The sequence below is a fragment of the Paenibacillus sp. TY11 genome, assembly GCF_059772165.1.
On record NZ_JCBAIQ010000016.1, the window covers coordinates 1 to 26450 of the forward strand.

At 46.6% G+C, this 26450-nt stretch carries 23 protein-coding genes and 1 pseudogene; 4 read left to right on the forward strand and 20 right to left on the reverse strand.

All coding sequences use genetic code 11. The annotated features are described in order from the left end of the window. A partial coding sequence (locus AC6EJC_RS17480; RefSeq protein ID WP_444955067.1) for a helicase-related protein occupies positions 1–1083 on the reverse strand: 1083 nt, incomplete at its 3' end. 323 nt (positions 1084–1406) lie between these two features. Here AC6EJC_RS17480 and gluQRS point away from each other — a divergent pair. Then, a complete protein-coding gene (gene gluQRS, locus AC6EJC_RS17485; protein ID WP_444955068.1) occupies positions 1407–2402 on the forward strand; it encodes a tRNA glutamyl-Q(34) synthetase GluQRS in 996 nt (331 codons plus the stop codon). A 63-nt stretch (positions 2403–2465) separates the two neighbouring features. On the opposite strand, the gene AC6EJC_RS17490 is transcribed toward gluQRS, so the two are convergent. The 9 genes and pseudogenes from AC6EJC_RS17490 to AC6EJC_RS17530 all read right to left on the reverse strand — a co-directional run bounded on the left by AC6EJC_RS17490 (position 2466) and on the right by AC6EJC_RS17530 (position 11658). Then, on the reverse strand, positions 2466–2840 hold the full coding sequence (locus AC6EJC_RS17490) for a DnaJ family domain-containing protein (RefSeq protein WP_444955069.1): 375 nt from the start codon (positions 2838–2840) through the stop codon (positions 2466–2468). Positions 2841–2963: 123 nt separating this feature from the next. Next, positions 2964–3159: pseudogene (locus AC6EJC_RS17495) on the reverse strand (XRE family transcriptional regulator). 151 nt (positions 3160–3310) lie between these two features. After that, positions 3311–3478 (reverse strand): aspartyl-phosphate phosphatase Spo0E family protein, encoded by a 168-nt coding sequence (locus AC6EJC_RS17500; protein WP_444955070.1) that lies wholly within the window; start codon positions 3476–3478, stop codon positions 3311–3313. Positions 3479–3840: 362 nt separating this feature from the next. Continuing rightward, positions 3841–5229 (reverse strand): helix-turn-helix domain-containing protein, encoded by a 1389-nt coding sequence (locus AC6EJC_RS17505; protein ID WP_444955071.1) that lies wholly within the window; start codon positions 5227–5229, stop codon positions 3841–3843. 328 nt (positions 5230–5557) lie between these two features. Further along, positions 5558–5722 (reverse strand): hypothetical protein, encoded by a 165-nt coding sequence (locus AC6EJC_RS17510; RefSeq protein ID WP_444955072.1) that lies wholly within the window; start codon positions 5720–5722, stop codon positions 5558–5560. Between the two features lie 849 nt (positions 5723–6571). Then, positions 6572–7756: an aminotransferase class I/II-fold pyridoxal phosphate-dependent enzyme gene (locus tag AC6EJC_RS17515; RefSeq protein WP_444955073.1), complete on the reverse strand. Its 1185-nt coding sequence runs from the start codon at positions 7754–7756 to the stop codon at positions 6572–6574. Between the two features lies 1 nt (position 7757). Further along, complete coding sequence (locus tag AC6EJC_RS17520; RefSeq protein ID WP_444955175.1) at positions 7758–8687, reverse strand: D-alanine--D-alanine ligase; 930 nt, start codon at positions 8685–8687, stop codon at positions 7758–7760. Positions 8688–8795: 108 nt separating this feature from the next. After that, a complete protein-coding gene (locus AC6EJC_RS17525) occupies positions 8796–10280 on the reverse strand; it encodes an aminotransferase-like domain-containing protein (RefSeq protein ID WP_444955074.1) in 1485 nt (494 codons plus the stop codon). A 763-nt stretch (positions 10281–11043) separates the two neighbouring features. Next, the gene (locus tag AC6EJC_RS17530; RefSeq protein ID WP_444955075.1) at positions 11044–11658 is read right to left on the reverse strand and encodes a hypothetical protein; all 615 of its coding nucleotides are present in this window, start codon (positions 11656–11658) and stop codon (positions 11044–11046) included. Between the two features lie 252 nt (positions 11659–11910). On the opposite strand from AC6EJC_RS17530, the gene AC6EJC_RS17535 reads away from it, so the two are divergent. Next, positions 11911–12171, forward strand: a complete 261-nt coding sequence (locus tag AC6EJC_RS17535) for a hypothetical protein (RefSeq protein ID WP_444955076.1) — start codon at positions 11911–11913, stop codon at positions 12169–12171. 713 nt (positions 12172–12884) lie between these two features. On the opposite strand, the gene AC6EJC_RS17540 is transcribed toward AC6EJC_RS17535, so the two are convergent. The 9 genes from AC6EJC_RS17540 to AC6EJC_RS17580 form a co-directional block, all read right to left on the reverse strand. Next, positions 12885–13694, reverse strand: coding sequence for an SDR family oxidoreductase (locus AC6EJC_RS17540; RefSeq protein ID WP_444955077.1), 810 nt, complete (start codon positions 13692–13694; stop codon positions 12885–12887). A gap of 267 nt (positions 13695–13961) precedes the next feature. Continuing rightward, positions 13962–14798, reverse strand: a complete 837-nt coding sequence (locus AC6EJC_RS17545; RefSeq protein ID WP_444955078.1) for a hypothetical protein — start codon at positions 14796–14798, stop codon at positions 13962–13964. A gap of 12 nt (positions 14799–14810) precedes the next feature. Then, complete coding sequence (locus AC6EJC_RS17550) at positions 14811–15563, reverse strand: vWA domain-containing protein (protein ID WP_444955079.1); 753 nt, start codon at positions 15561–15563, stop codon at positions 14811–14813. 84 nt (positions 15564–15647) lie between these two features. Further along, on the reverse strand, positions 15648–17693 hold the full coding sequence (locus AC6EJC_RS17555; protein WP_444955080.1) for a serine/threonine-protein kinase: 2046 nt from the start codon (positions 17691–17693) through the stop codon (positions 15648–15650). Between the two features lie 201 nt (positions 17694–17894). Next, positions 17895–18170, reverse strand: a complete 276-nt coding sequence (locus AC6EJC_RS17560; RefSeq protein ID WP_013309990.1) for a WXG100 family type VII secretion target — start codon at positions 18168–18170, stop codon at positions 17895–17897. A gap of 248 nt (positions 18171–18418) precedes the next feature. Then, positions 18419–18955 (reverse strand): WXG100 family type VII secretion target, encoded by a 537-nt coding sequence (locus AC6EJC_RS17565; RefSeq protein WP_444955081.1) that lies wholly within the window; start codon positions 18953–18955, stop codon positions 18419–18421. Between the two features lie 5 nt (positions 18956–18960). Next, entirely contained in the window at positions 18961–19803 is an 843-nt protein-coding gene (locus AC6EJC_RS17570; protein WP_444955082.1) for a hypothetical protein, read from the reverse strand. A gap of 16 nt (positions 19804–19819) precedes the next feature. Further along, positions 19820–23815, reverse strand: a complete 3996-nt coding sequence (gene essC, locus AC6EJC_RS17575) for a type VII secretion protein EssC (protein WP_444955083.1) — start codon at positions 23813–23815, stop codon at positions 19820–19822. Between the two features lie 67 nt (positions 23816–23882). Then, a complete protein-coding gene (locus AC6EJC_RS17580) occupies positions 23883–24203 on the reverse strand; it encodes a hypothetical protein (RefSeq protein WP_444955084.1) in 321 nt (106 codons plus the stop codon). A gap of 391 nt (positions 24204–24594) precedes the next feature. Here AC6EJC_RS17580 and AC6EJC_RS17585 point away from each other — a divergent pair, with 391 nt between their 5' ends. Further along, the gene (locus AC6EJC_RS17585; RefSeq protein WP_013370782.1) at positions 24595–24834 is read left to right on the forward strand and encodes a hypothetical protein; all 240 of its coding nucleotides are present in this window, start codon (positions 24595–24597) and stop codon (positions 24832–24834) included. Positions 24835–24963: 129 nt separating this feature from the next. Here the strand turns inward: AC6EJC_RS17585 and AC6EJC_RS17590 are convergent, their stop codons facing one another. After that, on the reverse strand, positions 24964–25113 hold the full coding sequence (locus tag AC6EJC_RS17590) for a hypothetical protein (protein WP_016821028.1): 150 nt from the start codon (positions 25111–25113) through the stop codon (positions 24964–24966). Between the two features lie 217 nt (positions 25114–25330). Between AC6EJC_RS17590 and AC6EJC_RS17595 the strand changes: the two genes are divergently transcribed. Further along, positions 25331–26350, forward strand: coding sequence for a flagellar motor protein MotB (locus tag AC6EJC_RS17595; RefSeq protein ID WP_444955085.1), 1020 nt, complete (start codon positions 25331–25333; stop codon positions 26348–26350). The last annotated feature ends 100 nt before the right edge of the window (positions 26351–26450 follow it).

Consider the following 26450-nt stretch of genomic DNA (forward strand, 5'->3'; position numbering starts at 1 on the left):
CAGATCCGCCGCGGCGATTTCCGGGCGGCTGGCATCGGAGAGCGCGGCTTGCTCCTGCGCACTCCACAGCCGGTAGCATACGCCCGGCTGGAGGCGGCCCGCCCGTCCGCGCCGCTGATCGGCGGAGGCCTTGGACACTTTGACCGTGGTCAAACGGCTCATGCCGGTTCGCGCGGAAAATACAGACTCCCGCGATAGTCCGCTGTCGATCACCACCGTGATTCCGGCGATGGTCAAGCTAGACTCCGCAATCGAGGTGGCCAATACCACTTTTCGACTGCCCAAAGCCGATGGTCGTATTGCCTCATCTTGCTGCTCTAGCTTCATGCTGCCGTACAGCGGAATTACCTTGACGTGTGCTGGCAAATGCCTTGAAGCCAATTCTCGTTCCGTTCTATGAATTTCTCTAGCCCCTGGCAAAAACACCAGCAGATCGCCTTCATGAGCATGAAGCGCCTGTTCTATCGTCTCAGCCGTAAAGGACTCTAATGTAATTGATGAAGGCTTGGACATATGCATGGTTTCTACCGGAAATACAGTGCCGGGACATTCCAGCAATGGCGCATCCCCTAATAGTCTGCATACAGGCTCTGCCTCCAGGGTGGCAGACATGATCAATATCTTCAAATCCGGTCGCAGCAGCGCCTGGCTTTGCAGGGCAAGTGCCAATCCCAAATCTGCATGCAGGCTGCGTTCATGAAACTCATCAAAAATAATCAGGCCGACTCCCTCCAACGCCTGATCATGTTGCAACATCCGGGTCAGCACGCCCTCCGTAACCACTTCAATCCGCGTGTTTGGCCCTACTTTTGTATCCATACGAACCCGGTAACCCACGGTCTTCCCGGTGGGCTCTCCGAGCGCTTTTGCCATTTGCGCTGCTGCTGCACGCGCTGCCAAACGCCTCGGCTCCAGCATAATCATCTTTTGCCCTGCCAGCCACGGCTCATGCAGTAGCTCCAGAGGTGTTACCGTCGTTTTCCCCGCTCCCGGCTGTGCAATCAGTACCGCAGCCGAATGGGATTGCAGCGCATGTTTAAGCTCGGGGATCACTTGCATAATAGGCAGTTGTTTATCTGTCAATGAAATCTCTCCAATGATACGCTTGATGCGTAGAATCTAAGTTTTAATTCCTTTATTATTGTGAATTTTTCATTACCTGTAATTATCGAGCACTGAATAGAAAAGGTTAAGCTGCCCCTCTGGGACTTCTCTTCGGTCTGTCGTGCATAATTCTTCTAAATCTATTATACAGATATTTTAATTTCCCGTCTGGCCATCGCGGCTATGTAAGTTTCTTGTGTTAACTCCTATACCTGTCGGGATGCACTCGCGGCAAGATCGTTTTATAATATAGTTGATATGGATTGCTGAAGGACGGAACATAGAATCGAGGTCACTTTCGTATGGAATTACAGGTCCAACCCATCAGAGGACGATTTGCCCCAACACCATCGGGATGGATACACTTAGGAAACGCTCGTACTGCCTTATTATCCTGGCTGCACGTTCGTTCCCTGGGCGGAACCTATATTTTGCGCATGGAAGATATTGATATGACGCGAGCTCGCAGCCAGTTGGCGCAAGGGATTATGGAAGACTTGCGCTGGATCGGGCTGAATTGGGACGAAGGACCCGACGTAGGCGGTCCCTACGGCCCCTACACTCAAAGCCAGCGGCTGGAACGCTACCAGTCTGCATTGGAGAAACTACAGAGGCAAGATTTACTGTATCCTTGTTTTTGCAGTCGGGCCGACATTCTGGCCGCCGCCCATGCTCCACATGGACTGTCTGGTGAAGGGCCTGCGTATTCGGGGGCATGTCGTAACCTTAGCTCTCAAGATGTCGTAGCCAAAGCACAACATAAACTCCCTTCACTTCGCTTTAAAGTGCCGCAACATCCAGATGCCGTTATTTCGTTTCATGATCAGGTAGCAGGTCATGTGGCCTTTGGTGCGGCTGAGGGGGGCGATTTTATCGTCAAACGAGCCGACGGCATGTTTTCCTATCAGCTGGCTGTCGTTGTCGATGATGCGGATATGCATATGACCGACGTACTGCGCGGATATGATCTTCTCGATTCGACACCCCGTCAGCTATTGCTGTACCAAGCTCTAGGCTTGCAGCCGCCACGCTTCGCACACGTTCCCCTTGTTCTGGGCCCTGATGGACGAAGGCTGGCCAAGCGACATGGTGGCGTAGCACTCCGGGCCATGCGTCGACAAGGTATCTCACCGGAAGCGGTCATTGGCTGGCTCGCCTATTTTTCCGGGTTGCTGGATTCACCTGAGCCTGTGAAGGCTGTGGATTTAATCGATGACTTTCATTTGGACAAGCTGCCCAAAGAACCCGTCATTCTGACGAAACAATGCCTCACGAGATTATCTGCACTGCAACGGTAATGAGGTAAAGCACGGAGATTAAAGTGTACGGGCAGGGGCATCCGCCCTTTGCTCCTCTCGCTTCTATTCCTCCAGTCGCTTACGTATAGCGGACTCATATTCATAAAATACAGACGACGTATTCAGCCCTCTTTCCTCCAGCAGCATACGGAGACGAAGTGATTTTTCAGTCAGCCTGCGACTGATCCGTTGTTGCTCTCCTGCCTCATGACAAGCGTGAAGCAAATCACGTAGCTGAACACATTCCTTTTGTAACTGAAGTTCTTCCGGTAAAATGCCTGCATTCTTCAACAGCTTGTACGACATCCGCAGCTCCTCTGGAACATGTGACAAATCCTCGATCACCAGTGGCTTGCCCTCTCCCGGTAAATGATCAAACTCACCTTTGGCCATCGCCTCGGCAATCTTCTGCTCTGCCATTCTGGAGAACATCCCCATCGATCCTATCCACTCCTTGTATAAGCATCCTATGTACAATCTATTTTAAATAAACAAGGGGTCCATTGCCACTGTAGCCTACATATCATTAGGATGTCCTGTATCCATAAAGGAGAGAGGGGGTTATTCTTCGATCCCAAGCAATTGACATACTTGTACTCTATATTTTTTGGCCTTACGTGTTCCATGAATGAGATTGGACAAGCGGCTAGCAGGAATATGATAGGTATCACAAAATGTTCTCTGATCCATTTGCCTCTCGACTAGCTTTTCTTTGATTTTCCAACCAAAAGGGGGTTACAGGATTTCGTTTGTTCAACAACGTTATCACCTCTTCATAGTATAGGATTTAGGATTTAGGATTTAGGATTTAGGATTTAGGATTTAGGATTTAGAATTTTGATTGGGGTTTGGAGATTGGAGATTGGATTTCACGCTCTTCCTTTAGCAACATGTCATGAACTCATTTGCTAAGATTTCATTTTGTATATTTGGTATTGATTCAATAGTTCATCCAGTTTCATGGATTGTTCAATCACTTTGGGATGCGTTAAAAATCCGTATTTCTTCTGGACTTGGTACAGTCTTTTTCTGGCCCGTTCGACACGAAGTAAAGTCACACCTTGATTCATCAGCATGATTCCCCCTTCTGTGTCATATCCTAATGCAAAAACGTAAACTTTTGGATTTTTTGAAAATTGGCTCGACAAAAAAAGTGCTTCTGGAGCATTCCAGAGGCACTTTTTTGGCGTTTTATGTTTACTTGGTAAATGATAAGAAAACTCCTTCAAACTGAACTTAAAAGTTACCTATGCTCCACTGCGCAGTCGGATGGTGTTTCCCACCGCCACCGGATTTCCTAAAAAAAGTCCGATGAAGGTTAAAATTCGTGGCAAAAGCGACCGCTTTACTTGCACAGTAACATTCTACCTTCTTCGTTTTCCATATATATTTTATTTTATTCAACTTGGAATCAACACTGAGAAATGATTAATAACTATTAATAATAAAATAATCTTTCTTTTCGCCCTTCTCTAACTAAACTTTCATACTTTGTACACATTCTAAAGTCTGCAAATTGTTTGAACTGCTCAAATAATCTTATACAGCTAATGAAAAAGGCTTCTTTGTTAATGACTAATGATATAGATAAAACGTCTAGTAAGTATTTAAATCCATATGAGTAATTGCCTTTATTTAAGTAGTATTTAGCCAGTTCATATTTAAAACGCGTTGATTGTTCTGGAACCACTTGATGAGTGTACATATCAGCAGATGGTTGCTGTTGGGTGATCGAATCTATCTCCGTTTCGAACTGCTGAAGTATTTCATCCACATCAACTTGAAATCGGTTAGCCGCCACCATAATATTCAATAATTGAGTAACCATTTCTTTAGTGGTATTTGATGATACACTAATATATTCAACATAATTAGGAAGCACACTCATATCTCCGGACAATAGTTTATTTACATACGTATTACCTTCTGACCAATGTTTGTACAAGTTGACCCAGTGTTGAGTGTTCTCATCCGTCTCTATGACCCAATCCAAGTTTGCGTAGGCGTATGTATATTGTAGGGCTTGTTGATAATCACCTTGAGCTTCACAGACACTGGCGCACAGTAAATCAGCATAAGTAATGTATGCGAATAACGGACACTTTGTTTTCTTGCCAGAACCCTCTCGCTTCTTCTGCTGATGCTTCATCGAATATTGGATTTCCGCTTTATCTCTCATTTTTCGAGCTGTCGCATCAAGCCGATCCCATAAGCGCAAAGAACGATACACATTCGCTAAATCTTTTAGGGCATCAAGTTGATCTATTTCATCCAGTCGCTCCATGAAGGGTTCAAATAGCGTTGCTACCTTGAGATTTCGGCTTTGATCATCTCCAACTTGAATCGTGAATATACGATATTGGCAGGTGGCCAAGCGTTCAGAATGCTGATATTTCTCCACTTCTGCGACATTCTCATAGAGAGGCAGCGCAGCAGCATATCGTCCCTGTTCAAATAATGCTTCTGCAACATCAAATAGCCTGGATGCATACAGCGGATTATCCATGATATGTCCAACCATTCGACGGATTGCATCCAGCTTGTCCAGCTCCGCACAACGATACAATAATGGCTCGATTCGCCTAAAATTCGGAGAAAGCTCAATGATGTAATTTTCTATGTATAGATCGTAAAAATAGCCTTCTGGCAAATCCATAGCCGCAGTAATTCGGTCTAGCTGCTGTACGGAAACAGGACGATGCTGAGTAATCCAATTACTAAGCGTTCTTTGATGAACCCCTGAATATTCGGCAAATTGACTCAACGTCATATCATTTTGTTTTAGATAATCCTCAAACTCCGCTGAAATCGTAGGTGTATGCTTCAAGTCATAACCACCCTTCACATAAAAATTCCATTATTTTAAAAATAACCCTCTATTTTTCTCCATAATTAACCATCTGTCAATATATTATGCAACTAATGTTTATAACGAAAATTCAGCATAACTCACACATATTGAGACATATTGAACAAGCGACATCCTGAAATCATTGAATGGTTCCTAGTAAAAGGTTTCACAATGTTGACATGACGGATTCATTTCCCTATGTCATCACCAGCAAATGATAAAGAGGCCCCATGCAGAAACTCTGTTGGACCTTTTAATTACATGAAAAATCCCCTGATGTTGATGCAATCAAGGGATACATAGGTCATTTCTCTCGCTTTGATAATGCGAAGTTGATTATTTCTCCAATCACAATTCCTGTCAAAATTGCATAGATTCCCATAGCGCTCATCTGATATCCCAAAGCGTAAAATAACCCTATACCTATTGCGTAGCCCAACAAAATCGCTGCATAACGCTTTAATTTCAATCCACACACTCCATACAGAGTGCGACAACGATCGCAGTAAACGACACGGTGAATCATGGTGATTTCAATCCACGCACTCCATACAGAGTGCGACCAAGATGGTGGTTCCTATGGGATTTCCCGAGACCAAGATTTCAATCCACGCACTCATATAGAGTGCGACGAGAAAAGAGACGATGATTATAGTTACACGGTAAAATTTCAATCCACGCACTCATATAGAGTGCGACTAAAAAGAAAGAGCCGAAGACCGAGCCAATCATGCCGATTTCAATCCACGCACTCATATAGAGTGCGACGCACGCTACCCCACACATCAAACTCGCTTATGACAATTTCAATCCACGCACTCATATAGAGTGCGACAGCGAAAATGGGTCAAATGCCCCCTATTTAAGTAACATTCTAGCGTTACTTTGGCAAAAACGCATCTAATATTACCTCATCCTCTTGCGATCGTTTAAAATTTGTTCACATTCGATATAATTCGACAAAATCTGAGGTGCGAATCTCTCGGAGAATTCATGTGAGCTTCACATTCGCACCTGGACAGACTCGCTTTTTGTCTTAGCAACAAATACCTGCCTGGACTTATTTCACCTCTGCCAGTTCTGCCACCTGTGAAGGAGGAAGCGCACATTCGAATATATTTAATTCATCGATAGCGCATTTAAAAGCAGGGTTCCACCAGTTAACACCAAAGCTGAACGTTCTGGCTTTGGGTAAATACATCCGGAAATATCGACTACATTGATCAGAAAAATACCTTTATGTTTTCGAAAATCATAAAGGTATTTGTAAATATTTTATGAAGACGTTCGGCAAAAGTTGAGTTATTAACCCTGTTCATCATACCGGCTGCATTACCTGCATAAACCTTCCCATCCGTTCCAGCGCCTTCTCCAAATCGACGAACGAGGCTGCATATGAGCAGCGAATAAAGCCCTCTCCGCCTGATCCGAATACATGTCCCGGTACGACCGCCACCTTCGCTTCCTTCAGCATACGAAGTGCAAACTGCTCAGATGACATGCCACTAGAAGTAATTGAAGGGAAGGCATAGAAAGCCCCTTCAGGCTCATGACAAGCAAGCCCGATTGCATTCAAGCCGGCCACAAACAGCTTGCGACGTTCGTTGTAGCTCGCCATCATCTCATCCTTGGCAGCCAAGCCATGACGCAATGATTCCAGCGCGGCAATCTGTGCAATGGTGGGCGCACACATGGCTGTGTACTGGTGGATTTTCAGCATGCCGGCAATCAGCTCATGCGGACCGCACGCATAGCCTACCCGCCAGCCTGTCATCGCAAATGCTTTGGAAAAACCGCTGATGACAATCGTACGCTCCTTCATGCCCGGCAAAGAGGCGATACTGACATGCTTTCTCCCGTAAGTCAGTTCGGCATACACTTCATCCGAAATGACGACCAGATTATGTTTGATAATGAGCTCTGTAATCGGCAGCCAATCCTGCTTCGTCATAACTGTTCCAGTCGGATTACACGGATAATTGATCATTAAAGCCTTTGAATGAGGCGTAATTGCCGCTTGCAGCGCTTGCGGGGTCAGCTTGAACTGCTCCTCTGCCGTAGCCGCCACCTCTACAATTTTACCGCCATGCAGATGGGTAATGGGTTCATAGGCAATATAGCTTGGTGCCGGAATTAGCACCTCGTCACCCGGATCGATCACTGCTCGCAGCGCCAGGTCGACGGCTTCACTACTCCCCACCGTCACGATCATTTCCTGCTCGGGGTCATAGGAAAGCGCGAAGCTGCCGGAAAAATAAGCAGAGATCTCCTCCCGCAGCTCCATCAAGCCGGCATTCGAAGTATATTTCGTTTGCCCTTCACGCAATGCCTGAATGCAAGCTTCACGTACCTTTTCCGGTGTAACGAAATCAGGCTCTCCGACCCCAAGGGCGATTGTATCTCCGCCTGCTGCATTCAGATCAAAAAAAGCGCGAATTCCCGATGGCCGAATATCCCGTACGCGCGAGGATACAAACCACCCTGTACCCTTTTCACCAAACATATTACGCCATCCCCCATTCCTGTTTCCGCTCATGGAGCGAGCTGGTAATAATATGGTCCAGCAGCTGTGTAAAGGTTATACCCGCAGCTGCCGCACTCTTCGGAAGCAGGCTGTTGGCGGTCATTCCCGGTAATGTGTTCACTTCCAGCACGTAAGGCCTATCCTGACACAAAATCATATCGACCCTTGCATAGACCTTGCATTGCAGTAGCCGGTAGCTGGCCAGTGCCGTCTCGCGCACACGCTGCTCAATAACGGGGGGAAGCTTGATCACCTTCTCCTCAGCGCCGCCGACCTCATATTTCGCTTTGTAGTCGAACCACTTCGAACGAACGGAGCTAATGCTAATAATCGGCAATACCTCGCCATCCACGATCGAGCAGGTAATCTCCGTCCCTTTATAATAGGGCTCAATCAAGATCGCTTGATCCAAGCTGCAAGCCTCCTGAACAGCCGGCAGCAGCTCCTTCTCATTCTGTACAAGCTGGATGCCGATGCTTGATCCCCCCGTATTCGGCTTCACAATAATCGGGTAGCCCAAACGCTCCACCACCTGCGAATCATAATCGTTCATCCCCTGCCAGCAAAGGCCTGCAGGCGTATGCACACCCGCTGCATTCAGCAGCGTCTTGGACAACTGCTTATTCATGCATAAGCTGCTTGCCAGGACACCACTGCCTGTGTAGGGAATGCCCAGCGTCTCCAGCGCTCCCTGCACCGTGCCGTCCTCGCCATACTGACCATGCAGTGCCAGCAGCGCGATACCGATGCCTGCCTGCTGGACCTGCGCGATTAAATCCGCTCGCTGCTCGATCACCATTGGAACCACTTCATAACGACTGCGATCCAAATGATTGATCATCTCTTGACCTGTCTGTAGAGAAATCTCACGCTCAGAGGAAATACCGCCCATAATAACGCCAATTTTCATCATGACACCTCATTTTTCTTCAAAATCATTATGTGGTTACGGGTTGTTCTTCCGATCGCTGGTGCTTCTCCAGAACAATATTCCGTCTCTATAGCTCTTTTCAAATCATTATGCCTTAAGAAAGTTACGCGTCTGTTTGCCGATTATTTGAATACCCCGTTTGATATTTTCATCCGTTACTCGTGAAAACCCAAGCCGCAATGTATTCGTCCCTTCGCCTTCTTGAATAAAAAACTTGTCTCCCGGTGTAAATATGGCGCCCTGTTCTGTGCAAGCTTCTAGCAGCTGGCGTGTATTTACGCTTGTCGGGAAGGTAAGGAACAAATGCAAGCCCCCGTCACCAGACACCTGCGCCTCAGGAAGATGTGCTTCACAGCATGCCTTTGTCAACTCATATTTTCGCTTATACTCTGTACGTGCTTTTTTTACGTGTTTATCGAAATTTCCATTAAGCATATATTGGTATAAAATCGATTGATCGATTGTTGAGGTATGAATGGTGCGCGCACGCTTAATGCTTTCCAGAGTGTCAATCAGCGCTCGGTCTCCAAGCACCCAGCCTACTCGCAAGCCAGGGAACAGCACCTTGGAGAAGCTGCCAATATAGATTACTCCGTTCCCTTGCCCTGCTGTCGCTATTAATGGCGCAACATGCGCTCCCGAGTATCGCAGCTCCTCATTGAATCCATCCTCGATCACCGGAATCTGATAGCGCGTCATTAATTTCATAACGGCGCTGCGCTTTGCCGGCGACATGACGATGCCTGTCGGATTGTGATAGGAAGGAGTCAAATAGGCCAGATCGAAGCTATTCGTCTGCAGTACCGCTTCTAGCCGCTCCACATCAATACCGTCACGCTCCATCGGAATGCCGGTAATCTCAAATCCTTGCAACTTCAAATTTTTGATCGCTGTGTGATGGGTCGGATTTTCACAAATTGCCGCTCCGCGGCGTGCAGAAGGGCGTAAAGCCGACAGCACAATGTCAAAGCCTTCTGTAAACCCGCCTGTAATCAGCATATCTTTGCCGCTTATATCGACGCCCTTGTTCTCCATATAATGCATCAGGTAATCAATCAGCGGCTTGTAGCCCTTGGCATAGCCGTAGTTGAGCAGCACCTGCCCTTCGATTGCCATCCGGTCCATAAAAGCTCGCCTTACATCCCCCAGATCAAACAGCTGCTCATCCGGAGCGATGCTTGTGAACGAGATGGTTCCCTTTTGGGCACGAATGCCCTGCTTCATCATATCCAGGTCAACAGCTGATACAGCATACTCGTTCATTCTTGCCTTCCAGTCGATCTCCCAAGTGGCAGAGCCGTCAGATCCTCCGTTATCTACGGCCGACTGACCCACCATGGCGGCCACATAACTACCCTTTCCGGGAATCGCATACGTAAATCCGTCATCTTCCAAGCCTTCATAGGCTGCAATGACTGTATTGCGGCTCACCTTAAGCAGAACGCTCATTTCTCGTGTGGAGGGCAGCTTCTGATCCGCCTGAAGCGCCCCTTTTATAATTAAACGATTGACGTATTCTTTTACTTGTATCGAGACCGGGCGGTCACTGACGAGCTTGAAATCCTGGAACATCCTTCATCGCCTCCCCCTATAATGATGGCATACAAGACGAGTGAAAAAAAAGAACCACCGCACAGGATTTTTCATCCTTCGGTGGTTCTTCCACATTTTATCCCCTGTACACCCTCATATTCTTGCCTTATTCCCCCGCATTCCTTGGCCGGGCCCGCGGGGGTCAGTAGTTTCAAACCTTCACCAAATTATAACACGGTGAGGAGATTACATTGGGGAAAAGAAGAAAAAACAACTTACAATTAACGTTCAATATTCTGCCGGTCGACGAAAAAGCCACCCGCCTTGCGGTGGAGGAATATTTGGAGACAGTTCGGCAGTATCGTCAGATCGGTTCTGTTCGTCGGAAGCAGCAACCACTTAGGCGTATTCATATAGAGAACATCAATCTACAAATGCGATCAGCAAGCAGACAGAGGAAATCGCCACATACAACGTGGACAAGGAGGCAGAACTGGATGCGAAGTATATTAGGTGGGGTATGTAGAGAGGTTATATAGCCGAATTTATTGGTGTACGACTACTTATCTTTGTTTGTTTTCAGAATTGTGAAGAAGGATTCCGATTATGAGGACCAGTAAAATATAGGTAGTCTCATCACCTTTAATTATATTAATATTGAACAGAGATAGAATGAAAACTACGAGATAAAACACTATGAGACTGACAAGCATATATAGATAGACCATTTTTATTACCTCCAACTTATTTAAAGGTACCGGGCAAAGATTATCCCGGTACCTTTATTTTTTTGTGAATTATTTTAGTAAGTAAAATTGAATCTGTCTTGGTACTCTTGTTGTCCTGCTCCAGAGAAGTCTATGCTGAAATAGTTAAGTATCGCCAATGCCACACCAGGAATAGTCTTGTGAGCATAAGCAATTTCCACTGAGCCTGTTTGGCCAGTAATTGATTTAGGAGCTCTTACTTCTTGTCTTGCAAATCCATCTTGCGGATCTGGATATCCTAAAACATCTACCTCAAAGGAGTCACCTTCGTTTTGTTGTTTCTGTAGTTGGTTTTCGTACTGATAAAGGTGCGATCCGCTTCTCCAGTTATGGACACTATATGGAGAACGATAAGGAGTAACTTTACTTTGCCAAGCCATTGCCAATGTATCAGTGTAATAAGCCAAAGGACCTCTTTCCCAGTTATAAGAAGCATAAACATGGTAGGCATTTTCTTTACTGTTCGGAGATTCGAGTTTAAATGCATATCCGTACATTTTGAAGATTCCATCTTTTACATCTTGAGTAGAAATTTTATCAGATGGTGCAACTGTTTTGCCATTTTCATCTTTAATAACAACTTCAGGGTCTAACTCTTCAATTTTTATCTTAGTGCCACCGTTACTCGCAATGTCCTTTTTTAATTCCAATGGAGTGAACCCTAATTCTTCGTCAGTAAAGCCCATTTGTTTTAAATAACCGTCAATTTCCGATTCGCTTTTTGTACTAGCATCTTTAAAGGGTTCTAATCCGTGTGAGTCTGACTCTGCTGGATTTGCGGATATAGGGATGGAAAATCAAATAAGGAACACACCACAGCTTTCGAGCCACGGTGAATCAGGTCGGCCAATGTGTCGGCCTTTTTGATTTCTCAACAAAATCATTTCAGGAAAGACATGATTATGTCTACTACACAACCACGTTTCGCATTTTTGAGTAATGACGGCATCCCGCGCTTGCACGATGAGGAGCACGCCGCACAACATGGCAAACACGTGCAAACATCTTTAACTGATGATGAGAGCGGCTACCCGGTCGTTGAGGGCCAAGGCGATGTATATTATGCCCACGAGGATAAAGCCTACATCAAGGGCAACAAAGGTGACGGCCAACTCATCCCAACACCGCCAGTGCTCAAACAAATCGCAGCAGAGCTCCTGTAATTCAGCAATATCCAGAGTCACTTCCCGAGTTATTCCGGGGCTTTACGGCACGTGCAGGCGGCAAGGAACCAGTTAACCAGTGAAAACAATAACAGCCTGGTCAGAACCCTTGCGCGGTTCAATTCCGCAACGTGTCTTCTATTCATTTCATGGGAGCGGTACTTGTGAAATTTCAATCCACTCACTCACATAGAGTGCGACTCAACAGCATGCCGTTTACTCGCTTACCAGCAACATTTCAATCCACGCACTCATATAGAGTGCGACTACCGCTCAAGTCACTCCGAAGGGCAGTAGCAAGATTTCAATCCACGCACTCATATAGAGTGCGACTACCGCTCAAGTCACTCCGAAGGGCAGTAGCAAGATTTCAATCCACGCACTCATATAGAGTGCGACGCTCCACTTCATAGCCGATATAAAGCGCCCGGATAATATTTCAATCCACGCACTCATATAGAGTGCGACAGCGAAAATGCAGGAATTAATACCCTAATGATATCAATTCCATACATTTTCGAAAAAAACGATGCCAAAAAAGCTTGAATCAACCATTGACTTCTATCGAAGAAAACTGATTCGAATGCTTTTCGACAAATTTCGAGGTGCGAAGGATCCGGGGTTTTTATGTGAGCTTCACATTCGCACCGCAACCAAGATAATACACTCAGGATACCATAAAACTTTTCTCTGTCCCAGAGAATGCTCTATTTCTAAAACAATAACGACTCTGCCCCATCAATTACAATTTGTGCGCCAGTAATATGACGCGAATGATCAGAGGCCAAGAATGTCACCAAATCAGCTACCTGCTCGGGTTGACCCGGTCCATCAGCCAATGGTTGCCCTCCTTCGGGAAACTTGACGGGGATGGTAATCTGCTTTAACCTTTCCGATTTCTCCGTGGTTTCATCAATATTCGTCGAAATGGCACCCGGATAGATGACATTGACACGAATACGGAACTTGGCCAGCTCCAGCGCAGCCATTTTAGCAAAACCGGTTTGACCCGCCTTCGATGTGCTGTAGGCTGACATCCCAAAGCTGGTAAAGCGCTGATTTCCATTAATGGAGCTGGTAATGATAATACTGCCGCCACCGTTCTTTTTCAAATGTGGTATTGTATACTTCACCGTCAGGAAAGTACCATCCAGATTCGTGGACAATGTTTGCCGCCAATCCTCAAAGCTCAAATCCTCAATCGGTCCGACGACCCCGTTAATCCCCGCATTGGCAAAAATGATATGCAGTCCGCCAAATAATTCAACCGCTTCCAGAACTGCTTTTTCCACACGCACCGGATCGGCAATGTCCACGTCAAATGCCCGCGCTGACCCTTCTCGTAAGGCATTAATTTCTCTTTCTGTCTCCAAAATACGCTCATTACTTACGTCAAAAAGAGCGACATTTGCTCCTTCTCTGGCCATTTGAATGGCCGTTGCCTTGCCAATGCCAGAACCAGCCCCTGTGATCAGAGCAGTTTTGCCTTCAAAGCGCGCGCCTCCTGCATATGTGTAGCTCATATGTATCGCTCCCTTTCAGTAACCTGTATAATCACAAGATTACCCAAAAGGATATACTTTATAATCACCATTTTTGCGCATTTTTTGCTATTCTTTTGCGATATTTGTGAAAAGAACGATTTTTAAGCCAATTAGCGTATCTTTTCTTCTTCTACCTCGGTTGTATTCCATAAATATCTTAACAATTCATTCTTCTCTATGGGTTCATCAAAAAAAGGACGATATACAACCATCGGTATGGATGCATACGTCCTTTTGCTTATTCATTTACCACTGCAGCTCAATAAATGCAGCATCATCATCAAGTCCCCCGGTATGGGATGCATCCAGCAATACCTGTATCTGCTCATCAGGGACAGGCTCGCGAATGGGGTCCAAATCGGATAAACCGTCCGTATATACCTGTAATCTCATCGGCATATCTGCGGGGATGCTTCTTTCGTACCAATGAGGCTTACCTCCAATCGGCCCACGACTTGTAGACCAGCGCTCCGCTGTAGAGAAGGTATGATCGAACAGTTCGCTGATTTCCTCCGCACCGTTCCATAATCGCAAACGTGAATCCCCTTGCCAGGCAAGTCGGAGACGGCCACGGCTACCTCGCTTCGGCAGTTCGATTTTACCGCAAATATACATGGACTGGCTTCCCTGACGACGTTTATCTTCCAATACCGAACGCATTAAGCCTGATTCGTGATCCAGAGGCTGCCGCTCCAGTTCCTCTGCGGCTGTACCTGCCAAACGTTCAAGATACACCCTCAGTTGATCAGCAGACAGATCCTGCCTATGTTCCATCCAATCCAGTAAAGAAGAACCCAGATAGCGGGCTGCAAAATCTCCTCGGTAACTGAGCCCGACACCATCACACAAGACAAAACAACAGACGGATTTATGAATACGTACCGCGGCAAAATCCTGTCCGCTTTCCCCCATGCTGGCAGACTCGGCAGACCTTCCATAGCCATAACGACACATAAAACGACTGTGATGAGATGATAAAGGCTGATCGCCCGTCTGAGAGCTTATGTAAGCAAATTGCTGAGTCAGCCTTGCATTCATTCCCCTTTTTTTGCTCGCGGGGAGCAGGGACAGCAGTGGATTCATGCTTTTACCTCCTTACCGTACAGGCGTTGCGGCCGACATTTGAAACCCAATGGACACCAGTTCCGCACAGGTTCCAGGCAGCATCATAATAGCTCCTTCACCTAACTGATAATCTGCCTCAAACAGCATTTCCCGATAGCTTTCAGGGAGTACAGAAGACATATTACGCAATTTCACAGCATGTTCATCCTGCAACGACGTATTATGCGTCAGACCTTTCCAGCGACGGGGGTCCTGAATAGGCGTTTCCAGCAACCTGTCGGATAAAAATATATTTTCCACCAGTACATTGCCGTCCGGTACACTCATGCTCATAATGCGCTTCGCAATCGGTTCCGGATCATCGCCTGTAGAAACCCCATCTGTCATATGACAGACCAAAGGTGCAGGACAATCCTGCATCCCTGGTAACTCCGCCTGCAAAATACGTTCAGCTTGCAAAAAGGCTTTTGCTGAATCTGAGAACCGTTTGGGTGTCAAATCGGGTAACGAACCAATGGCCGCAATTTCATCAATTCCCTTGACACCATTCAGCAGGTCATACACATCGTCACTATAAGCCAAAATCGCAATCCGATAGCGCGCAGTTAGCCGATTTCCTTTGGTCGATCGGAAAACCATCTGTCGGATCGCCAGCGATATAGCTTCATATACAACGTCAATGCGTCGCCGCCCTTCCATCAGCATGTTCATCGACGCGCTGATGTCAATCAGGTAAATGATCAGGGCGGGAGTACGTTGTGAAGCTTGTATTGTATAATTCATGGTTTGTACATGCTCCCCTCAGTTACCTTCTATCTCCATCTGTTTTCTATCTATCACTCCGCCCATATATAAATATATGAAGTATTATATTTTAGGCAGTCTAAAATTCGTATCCCCTAAAAAGTTATAGATAGAGGAAGCCCGATATCCCACTTCACCTACCGAACGATAATAAGAAGGATTACTATCATATAGTGCTCTAAAACTCTTGGCAAAGCTCTTTGCCTTCGCTATGCTTCCACCTTCCTGAGAGGCATAAGCCTTGTTATACAGGGAAATGAGCTGGAGAACGTTCTCCTTGTTACGTGCATGCATCGACTCTTTTTGCTTTTGTTCCGCTTCAGCTGCTGCCTTACGAGCTGCCTCTTCCTGGGCGGCACGGGCTTCCTGCTCCTTTTTCAAAGCCAAGTATTTTTCATACTTTGCCTGTTGATCATACGCTTTTTGTAACGCCAGCTTGGCAGCCGCCTGCTTGTTTTGTTCCTTTTGGGCCAGATAGGCTTCATATTTAACCTGTTGAGCGATAAGGGCTTGTTGTTTCTTCTGCTCTTCCTGTTTCTTTTGGGCAGCAAGAGCCTGTTGTTTGACCTGCTGTTCAGCTTCCTGTCGTTGTTTCTCCGTCAGTACTTTTTGAGCGGCCTCCTGCTCGGCTGCCAGCTTTTCCTCGGCCGCCTTTGTGGCCTTCGCTGCCTCTTCCTGCTTGGCTGCCTCGATTTGCCGCTGATTGGACTGATCTGCAAGAATATTCACGGCTGGGATTCCAGCTGCCAATAGAACGACTGCGGCCGCAGTTGTCACGATAAACGCTTTGGAGCGATACCAGGCTCTTGATTTTTCAGGTTGCTCCGGCGTCTTGGGATTCAACTGCTCTTCCAGCCCTGTGATCGCAGCCGACACCTCCACATGCAAAGGACTGCCGTCTTCTACAAAATGATACAACGACCGGTATACTTCCAGCGCTGCAGCAGGTTTGTTTTGCTGCTCCAGATCACGTGCCTGTCGGAACAGCTTGTCCGTTACCCCACGCTGTCCCTGCTCCAGGGCGGCCTGATTTAGCAGTGCAGCCTGTTCAGCCTTGAGCGGTGCAGGTGCTGCCAAAGAGGATGCAGCTTCACCGGAAGAGCCGCCCATGACTACCGATTCTACGGTTTCTGTCGCCTCAGCCTCCGGCTCGATAGTCTCAACTGGAATTTCCTGCTCAGTAACCGCATTAAGTACAACCAGCCATTCGCCAAAGGTAGGGCAACTGCTTAAATCCTGACTATCCCAGGCACGGCTGAACAGTTCTACCACCTTGCTACCCCAACGGGATTCAAGCGATTTTCGTAAAATAAAATAACGTTCACAAGGTGTCTGCATTTCATGCTGATCAAAATAACTTTCGCCCCACGCTTTGTCGACCACCACACGGTCAGACCAGCCTAGCATTTCTCCAATAATAATAGCCCCTGCAAAACGGTCTGCATATGCGCTCCATAACCCGCTGTGGACGGTACGATGTGCGGCATACCCTGGCGAACCTGCCAATAAAGCGTCTGGACGATCCATTTTGGTACTATACATTTGCTCCACGTCCACCAATTCCACAGCTGACGTGCCTTCAGGCAGTTCCACTTCAGAAAAAAACGGAAGCATAACATTCGGCGCCGATAAGTCACAATGCGCCAATCCTTTTTGCTCCATAGCTGAACCGATCCCTGCCAGTGCTCTGGCTAAAGCCAGACTATCGGAAGCCTCAAGCTGACGCTGATCTGTGAGACAATCGAACCATGTCATACCATGAACCCATGGCATCAGCACCGCATACAGCAAATCAGGCTGCTCGGCGATCAGACTTCCGTTTCTTTCTGGAGTGAGCACATCACGCTTGCATACCTGCAAACCGGGAATATCCCCATATGTTTCCATATGCTCAGATTGATAAACCATAGCCGGAATACGGAACTTCGGAAAAAACACTTTAAGGGCTTTAGCCTCATGCGGCGCTCCGTTTTTGGCATTCAGCTGGTATACAATTCCCTGCCGCCCTGCTTGAGCATAGGCTAAACCGGGTGCAGCGGGATGTCGTCCAACCACATAAGCTGTGCCGTTTATGATCAATTCGTCTCCCGGATTCGGTTGAAAAGACATGAAACATCCCTCTCCTTACATCGTTCAATACGCTAGTTTTCCTCACCTTATTATATACATCTATGGATGGCAAGAAAACCGGGTATCCGAAGATCGCCCGGTTTTTCCTGAACATCCTGTGCCAAACCGTGAGGAATGGTTCACATATTGCTTCTTTATAGAGTGGTATATGATAAGTTGATGCCTATCAGGCAAGGCAACTTATTTCGTTTGGTCAACCGTACGGAATTTGTTAGCGATAGCCGTCAATTCTTGGCTGATGCTATTCAAAGTCGTTACGAAAGCTTGCATTTGTTTGCTAGCTTCCTGAAACTCTTGGAAGAAGCGTTGTTTAGTCATACCTTCCCATTGACCTTCCATACCTGAGATGGACTGGGTCAAACTGGAAACGATCTGCTGGCTTTGCTCACCACTTTGTTTAAATTGGTTAGCTACCTGATCAACCTGCTCTGGGGTAATTAAAATGCGTCCTGCCATTTTTTGCGTCCTCCTTGATGATAAAAAATGTTTTTGTTTTATCTGATTCAAATTGTACTATGGCTATTTAATTCCCTACAAAAGGCAAAGGACCTAATTGTAATAATCCCACTTTTTAACTATATAACAGCATCTAACAGTATAATCTTAATAAAATACCCACCTAATAAGTCCCATAAAACCGGGAAATGTGAAACGAATTCATGTGGATTTTACAGACGATCCAGATAGTCCCGGAACTATCCCAACTAAGCGACAGGCTGATCCCTTGCTATAGACGGATCAGTAAAAGACCAATCCTGCGGACTGCTAGAAGACGCCTGCTTCAGAATATCCTGATGCAGCGTTTCTACATCCGAAGACTGTACACCAGCAATGGCATGTACGACAGACTGCGGGTTTGAAATCAGACTGCTTCCTTCCGAAGCTTGCCCAGGCAGAATAGACGGTGATTGCTGATTCGACCAATCGAGCATCGTGACGGGTCGTCCCAATGGTTGGCTGGCAAATGACAGAATCGTTTGATAGTTGTGGTCAACAGACTGAAACTGCTCTGCCTTTCGGTTCAGTTGTGTACCTGATGTATGGAGGTAAGCATGGATCTGTTCCGACATCCGCTTGGCCTGCATCCAATGATTCAAGATCGCCTCGCGTGCAGATACATCCCAATCCAGCGATTGTAACGCCTGCTCCAAACCTGCTGTTAACTGTTGAATTTGCTCCGCCGCATGCTGTAGCTGCCCGCTAAGCCCCCGAAGCACATCCGGTTCAACTCGAATGCGCATATCCATCACCCTTCTTCTGTCACTTCTTCAGTCACTGCTGACTGTTTCAACCAATTCAATAATAAATCCACAAACTGATCTCTTGAAGCCATAGCTGCAATCAGCCAGTCTCCGTTACCATTAGAGCTCATCCGAAATATCCAGTTCATTGCAGGACACAGGACAAAGGCTGCCCGTTGTGATTCCCACTCCCTGCCGTTCCAGACCAGCAATTGCAATTCTCCCTCGGCTACACGGGAACTCAGAGACTGAGCCAGTCTTGCAGCCCCCTCTGCATCTCCGCTAGCCTCGGTCAGTTTACTGCTGATTAGAGACACACTCTCTCCAGCCGATTGCTCGTAAATTTTATTAAATGCCTGCTTGGAGAACATAAGTGCGGGGGATTCAGGCACAAGTCGATCTACCCAGCCCATTTTATCAATCAATGTTTCGCAAGCCTTTTCCACATTACCCAGATCGTACAGTCGATACTCATCGGGTTCATCAACGGATTTCACGAGCTCCACCACACGCTCGTTCGTGCAATGGAGATAGCCTTCAAACCGCTTACCTCCCCGTACATAGCGTATACGGCAAGCCCTGTTGGATAATCCCGCGATAGCGACTCTTGAAAAAACGGTAGGGGGCATTGCTAGCTCTTTGCCCTTATCTACCCGCTTTAGATAACCCTTTTCCAAAAGAGCAGCTTTTACCTGCTCCCACTCTTCCGCCAACTCCTCTGCTAGATAGCCCTTAAACGGATCTTCCACCCCAAGCAGTCTGTCAGAACCCAATACGCCTGCCAGAAAAAACAGTTCCTTCGCCTTGAGGGTTATTAACTTCTGCTTGGAAGCTTGAAACGTTAACATTATGAGCCACCTCCCTTCAAACTACAACATGCCATCGGTCACGAATTTTCGTTATCCAATCCTCACAGCTCTCTTGCTCTGAGAAGGGAATTGCCGCTTTTATCCTGGTAAATTTGCGCCGTACGTAGTATCCCTGCCCAGGGGGCAGGACTTTTAGTCCACCAGCAGCGGCGTTCGCTTCCGAATAAGGGATACGAAAGAACGATAAATCATTCGAATCCAGTGTTCCAAACAACATACCGCTTTGGCTTGCCTTGACATCATTAAACCAGTCCACACCAAAGGTAGGGAAATCAGATGGCACACCTGATAGCACGACATGCACATTGCGATCACGTCCCAACCGTACAATGGCGGAGAGCTGATCCTTTATCATAAAATCGTTCAGTTGCTTGCTCAACATATCCGCATCATCAATGACCAGGAGCAATTCGGGATCATTCCCCTCCTTGTTCCGCTGTTGAACGATATCATGCACTTGCTGTACCAGAGGTCCCATTTCTTCCTCGCTTTCGGCAGCTGCCTTGACATGAGGAAGATGCCGTAATCGCGATAGTCCCCCGCCTCCATAGCGTGTATCGATCGTATAGACTTCCAATTGCTCCGGTGATGTGTAATAAGCCAGCGATATAATCCAGCTCATTAGAAAAGAGGTTTTTCCACCTTCCATAGGACTACCAACGATAAAATTAGGCCCTTCTTTCAGATTCAGGAGAAAAGGCTCAAGATCGTCACTCTGTAGACCTACAGGTACTTCGTAAGGAAGCGCACTCGATGGTCCACTCGTCCGATCCCACTGCTGAAGCAGTTCCGACAGTGGAATCCGCTCGGGCAATGGGAGAATGGCTGGTGCGTGCTTGCCTTTCCATTCCTGCACAATGCCAGCGATATTGCGGCGTAGCTGTGCTGATCGTTCCGCCTCATCTTCTCCTGGTGAAGGCAACGCCGTCTGGAACTCCAGCGGAGGAACATGCCCTTTAACCAGAGCGCGGCCTGGAATTAACGGTCCTGGCGTTTTGGCCGGTCGTCCTACCGCATAATAATAGTCACTAGGGTCGGACATTTCAAAAGAAACAGCATTCGGTATGTTACTGCGGAATTTCTCAAACACATCGGTAATCCGGTTCGCTGTAATGATAAATGTGATACCTAGACTACCTCCTTCACGCAAAAGAGATTCCAGCAGTTCATTTTCATCCGGATAAGCATTACGGAAATTAAGGTATCCATCAATAACTACGACAATTTGCGGTACATCCTCGACGGCAGAACGTCGATAAGAGCTTATTGTTTTGACGCCAGCCTCGGAAAGCATTTCCTTGCGTATAGCCACCATCTTGAACAGATAACGGAACAACCGTTTGATCCGGTCATCCTCCTCAGCCATCATAACAGCACCAATTTGGGGAAGTTCCCCAAAGTCGCGCATCGTTCGCCCCATGTCAATGATATAACCGTTCCAATGATTCGCAGTAAAACGCTGAGCCGTGGACATCAGCAACGTATGCAAAAAGGTCGTTTTCCCCATGCCCGGCATTCCATACACAGCCCAATGACCATGATCCAGCGATGCATAAATCGGCTCTTGCCGCTGATTCGGCAAATCATCGACCAGACCGATAAGAGCCTTCAGCTCCAAAGATGATGATGTACTATCTATTTCTGTGCATGCAGGCAGATTAGTTAAATCCAGCAATTCAGGCAGCGGCGGAAGCCACGGTCCCTGAAGCCGTTCGATTCCTGCCTTAGCAGCCTCTTTTGCAATATAATCAATAAAAATTTGAAGCTGTTTAGGAGCTTCTTCTCCTTTTAAGCCTGAGCTTGCCCGTTCACCGCCCGTCAGTAGCGCTTCACGTTTCCCGTTCAGTCTCACTTCATGTACAGGTAGTGCAGAAGAAATATCGCTGTTGCCTATATACGGCGCACCGCTCCAGGCAAACTGCATCTCTTCAAACACCTCGTCGCTACCAACTTGAAAATATCCTCGTCCCGGTTTAGTAATCCAGGCGGCATTCGGTATTTTCAACATATCACGGCTATCACCTTCGCTTTGCACCCGTAAACAAATGCGGAACCTGGAGTTACTCCAGATCTTATCATCTACGACACCTGCGGGCTTTTGAGTCGCCAAAATCAGATGGACACCTAATGTCCGCCCAATCGCGGCAATACTGATTAGCTCGTCCATAAACTCTGGCTGATCCCGCTTTAATTGTGCAAATTCATCAATAATAATAACCAGATGAGGCAGCGGTTGTTCCTGCCGCTGCCGGAGTAGTCTGTAATATTCATCAATATGCTGTAAATTGCCTGCATCGTTCAATATCTTCTGTCGACGAACCAGTTCTGCTTTAAGAGATATTTTGGCACGTTCAATCAAATTATTGTCCAAGTTCGTGATCGTACCCACAACATGTGGCAAGTTAACGAACGTGTTGGACATGCCTCCACCCTTGTAATCAATCAGCATAAAAGCAAGATCATGCGGGTGAAACTCGGCAGCGAGCGAGGCTACGATGGACTGGATAACCTCACTCTTCCCTGAACCTGTCGTACCGGCGATCAAGCCATGGGGGCCATGTCCTTGACGCTCTATTTTATCATGAAGGTTAATCATAATCTTCTTGCCGCCTGCTCGCACGCCCATCGGCACAGGTAAGGTATCAGGATGGCGATTACGTCGCCACCGATCTGCCACGTCCAGTTCTTCCACACTCGCTACGCTCATCATATCAAACAGAGGCAGCACAGCGGGAATATCAGAAGCCGAGGAACGCTTCAAGCGAATAGGTGCCATGTACCGCGCCAATGCATCGGCTTCCTCTTTTGACAAACGATCCGGTTTGAAACTTTGCTGTTCAACCTCCGCCGATTCTGATTTGCGGGCATATACGCCCTGCTCCTTGGTAGCCTCCACAATCAGCTGACACTGCATCGGCAAAGCCTCTTTACGAGAAGCGAGCACGATCGTACACGCATCAATCGCTCGGCCGTCCTCCAGCAACAACGGCAGCAAAGGTTCTTCCTCAATCAGCTGGCTGTCAGATAAAACGACCACATAACACGGAACTTCCATCCCTTTGCCATGACGTTCATTGCGATTATTTTTACGGCGGTTCAGTCTGGCAAACAGAAAATCAGCTAATTGATGGGCGCTACTGCTGCGGTCTGACATCATCCTCTGGATTCTGTCATCATCCCACACATGTGGAAGCCAGCGCATCCAAGTCCATTCACTTTCCTCACGCTCATCATAGAAGGAAGCAATTTTCACTTCATCTGGCGAGTGACGAACCGTCACTTGTGCCAAGATCACTCTTAACGCAGCGAGGGTATGCTCCCGCTCTCCGACCAGTCCAACCACTTTGGATTGAAACAGCGGTAATGCAATGGAAGCAGCGTCTACCAGACGAAATTCTTCCTCCAGTTCATCCGCAGCTCCCAACAAGGGATCTCGGTCATAACCGTCCGGGCGTGGGATTTGCAGTTTAATATGAAAGGGAACTTGTCCAGTCCCAATACGCACTTGCAAAAAGTCCTCATCCTCCGGTGATCGTTCCCAAAGAGAACTGTTGCGGTTTTTGACGATTTGAGTGCATATTTGCGGGTCACCGTGAATTTCATATAATGTGCGAATTTGCTCCTCGCGTTTCATTTCAAGTTCTTCACGATGCTTTTGGAGCTGTTCCCGGTACATCCGGTCCCGTTCCTCCAGCTTGCGCTTGTATTCCTTCTTATTATTTAAATAGACGAAAAAAGGAATCGTATAAGATGTAAGCATCATGACCACAGTGACCATCTGGAACATCAAATAGTTACTGTTGCCCATCTTGCCTGTTTTGCTCATATATACGTAAAAGCCTATAGTCACCAACGTCATCATTAACGGAATAAGTATAGATATAATAGAAAAAGACGGCTTGCTCGGCTCAGCCGGAGGCCGTAAAATCTCCAGCTTCTCCTCTCGGAGCGCCGGCCTTAATCTCGGGGATCGCTGGTATAATACATTCAAGACAAAAGTCCCCCTTTTCGGTTACTATTTCATTTTACCAAGGTTTCATATAATTTCATGTGTGTATTTACCCATTTTTTTCACTTTGAAACAAAGAACGCCTTCCATATACAGGCGCTTCCTCCAGAGTTGTCGAAAAAGCGCGCTGAATACGCACAGTACAGCCTTCCCGCAAGCCTGCTCCTGTGAGTAGCTGGTCATCCTCCACCCTGAACCAAAGCCCTTCCGGGAACTTTGCTTCCATAATATATTGCATACCTTCCGCCGGAGGCTCACCAAAAATACGCACACCCAGCATCAGCTTTAAATGTTCCACCGAGTATTCATCAGCTACCTCGATGTCAAACCACTCTGTTTCCTGTCGTCCTGAAAGCACGGTCAGGATCATCTGTCATCCCTCCCGATCCTTAATATATACAGCAAATCTCACGCAAAAAGCCTATTTCTACGGAAATATGGCTATCGTAACTGTAGCATCCGCCTATTAGGCTGTCAATTTGTTACAAAATACCCACTCTCAAAATAATTCAGTGACTTTAGACATATTTTTATATATTAGTAGGGTCATTTGACTCAAAATAACGTATTTAATCGTATTTAATATGGGTGTATACGTCATTTTCTCGATTAGTTAGAACAAAATTCGATTGTTGCCCAGATTGTTGTGAACACTTTGTAAATTTTTCAGACCTTTATGTTTTTATAAGGTGTTTTTAAGGTAATTTTAAGAAACGGGCACTACAATAAAGCCATGAAATAACTCAGGTGAGGTGATTTTTGTGAGAACATTAATTACATTTCAAAACAAACGTATTCCCGTATACTTCAATCAAGAAAATAAGCAACCCGTACAAAAAACATTAAAACTTCTAAGTAACACTTTGGAGAATAAAATCTCCAGCGGCAAGCGTGCCCTTCAAAAATGTCTTAACTCTTTGATCAGTATAGAGATTGTCGGTTGTGAAGCCATCCTGCATAGCGTTAGTGAAAATGATTCATTGGCATTGTCCCTCTATTAAGAGGGACTTTTTTTTGTCCGCATTAGACACAAAAAAGAGAGGGGCATTCAGCACCCTCTCTATATCAGCGGCTTTGAAACATGATACATGTGACTTAACCGCAGCCTATGCATTTTGATCAGACCCTACTTATAGTATTCTGCGATAACCTTTTTTACCGCCTCGTTCCTTTTTCTGCGCCTTCTCAATTCGTATTCTAAACAGTTCTAGTAAATTAGCGCGTGTATGCTCTTCCCGGCAGTTGTCCAGCTTTTTCAAAATAAAACGGTCAATGGACATATGACTCAGGCTCCTTTACAGCAAGCTGCCCCTGCTTTTCAAGGGGATGATCAGGCTATCCATTTTTAACCATTCTGCCTGTTGTTTAAACATGTACGTTTCCTTATAGGATAAAGCAGACGGGATTACATACCCTTTAATTAGGGTAAATACATAAAGTTTCGAAAGTTTTATCACGTTAAGCTTGGAAGCTACGGACAAGGAGCGAGCAGAAACCATGAATAAACACATGATTACCAAAATAGGCTGGAACCTTTTATGTACGTCATTAATCCTAATTATGCTGGCTGCATGCAGCAGGGAGAAAGCCTCAACCCGAAGTATGGCCCAACATGAAGCTGAAGCGCGTGCCTACACCGTAACGGGTAATCCGAACCAAGGTGCATCATCACTTGATGAACGAGCTGCCAAGCATACACCTGTACATCAGCAAGGCAGCCGCTATGTCGAAATATCAGGTGACGTAAGTATAGATAACAATACCGTGAAGGTTACAGGACATTCCAACCTCCCGGCTGGAGCACGGATTAAAGGGAATCTTGCGGTCAGAAACTCCCTGTTAACTGGGTACACGGACGAGACAACCATCCAAAAGGACGGCAGTTTTGTACTCCGAGTGCAACGTCCCGGTATACAGGGCAGTATGGACCTGACTGTTCTGTTCCGTCCGGATGATCAAGACAATGACATACGAAATCTTTATGGCAGCGGTGGCGACAAATTGGAAGGGCCTTATGTATATCAATACGAAGAAAACGAACAGCTTTTGCAAGAAGTTCGGATTGGGGCTGAGTTTGATCCTGAACAAGACCGCAATACCCCTCTGGTTAAACCTGTCTGGAACAAACCAAAGGACTACGGTAGCCCTCAAGTGTGGATTAAGCCTGATGTGAAGCAAGAAGGAAAATATTATCATATATATGCGCGCAGCAATTTGCTGGAAGGGTCGGACGTTAAGCTCACGATTGATTTTCCGGGGCGATGGCAGTTTGGCTACGATGATCAAACCAAAGTCATGCCTGACGGTTCCTTCAGCATGAGGGTCAAAAAGCCGAGCCTTGCCAACCGCTACACCATGGTCATAAGCTTCGAACCGAACGAAGATATATGGGTCAACGCCAAACAAGCGTACGGTACACAGGGAGAACGTCTATCGGGATCGCTAGTCAAATCCGCAGACGACAAAGAGGGCTCCAAACGGATTGAAGCCCGTGTCCATATCCAACCCAAATCGTAATGAGACAGCACATAGCTTAAACTTACTGCCGTTCACCATGAAGTACACTTCACAGATACAGCCTATGACGCGGTGTCAACGTCTGAGTAGGTGCAGAATC

Bases quoted from the DNA above. Each gene is read 5' to 3' on its own strand.
- gluQRS (WP_444955068.1), top strand. From the start codon at position 1,407: ATGGAATTACAGGTCCAACCCATCAGAGGACGATTTGCCCCAACACCA.
- AC6EJC_RS17490 (WP_444955069.1), bottom strand. From the start codon at position 2,840: ATGGGGATGTTCTCCAGAATGGCAGAGCAGAAGATTGCCGAGGCGATG.
- AC6EJC_RS17500 (WP_444955070.1), bottom strand. From the start codon at position 3,478: ATGCTGATGAATCAAGGTGTGACTTTACTTCGTGTCGAACGGGCCAGA.
- AC6EJC_RS17515 (WP_444955073.1), bottom strand. From the start codon at position 7,756: ATGTTTGGTGAAAAGGGTACAGGGTGGTTTGTATCCTCGCGCGTACGG.
- AC6EJC_RS17520 (WP_444955175.1), bottom strand. From the start codon at position 8,687: ATGAAAATTGGCGTTATTATGGGCGGTATTTCCTCTGAGCGTGAGATT.
- AC6EJC_RS17525 (WP_444955074.1), bottom strand. From the start codon at position 10,280: ATGTTCCAGGATTTCAAGCTCGTCAGTGACCGCCCGGTCTCGATACAA.
- AC6EJC_RS17535 (WP_444955076.1), top strand. From the start codon at position 11,911: ATGTCTACTACACAACCACGTTTCGCATTTTTGAGTAATGACGGCATC.
- AC6EJC_RS17540 (WP_444955077.1), bottom strand. From the start codon at position 13,694: ATGAGCTACACATATGCAGGAGGCGCGCGCTTTGAAGGCAAAACTGCT.
- AC6EJC_RS17545 (WP_444955078.1), bottom strand. From the start codon at position 14,798: ATGAATCCACTGCTGTCCCTGCTCCCCGCGAGCAAAAAAAGGGGAATG.
- AC6EJC_RS17550 (WP_444955079.1), bottom strand. From the start codon at position 15,563: ATGAATTATACAATACAAGCTTCACAACGTACTCCCGCCCTGATCATT.
- AC6EJC_RS17555 (WP_444955080.1), bottom strand. From the start codon at position 17,693: ATGTCTTTTCAACCGAATCCGGGAGACGAATTGATCATAAACGGCACA.
- AC6EJC_RS17560 (WP_013309990.1), bottom strand. From the start codon at position 18,170: ATGGCAGGACGCATTTTAATTACCCCAGAGCAGGTTGATCAGGTAGCT.
- AC6EJC_RS17565 (WP_444955081.1), bottom strand. From the start codon at position 18,955: ATGCGCATTCGAGTTGAACCGGATGTGCTTCGGGGGCTTAGCGGGCAG.
- AC6EJC_RS17570 (WP_444955082.1), bottom strand. From the start codon at position 19,803: ATGTTAACGTTTCAAGCTTCCAAGCAGAAGTTAATAACCCTCAAGGCG.
- AC6EJC_RS17580 (WP_444955084.1), bottom strand. From the start codon at position 24,203: ATGATCCTGACCGTGCTTTCAGGACGACAGGAAACAGAGTGGTTTGAC.
- AC6EJC_RS17590 (WP_016821028.1), bottom strand. From the start codon at position 25,113: ATGTCCATTGACCGTTTTATTTTGAAAAAGCTGGACAACTGCCGGGAA.
- AC6EJC_RS17595 (WP_444955085.1), top strand. From the start codon at position 25,331: ATGAATAAACACATGATTACCAAAATAGGCTGGAACCTTTTATGTACG.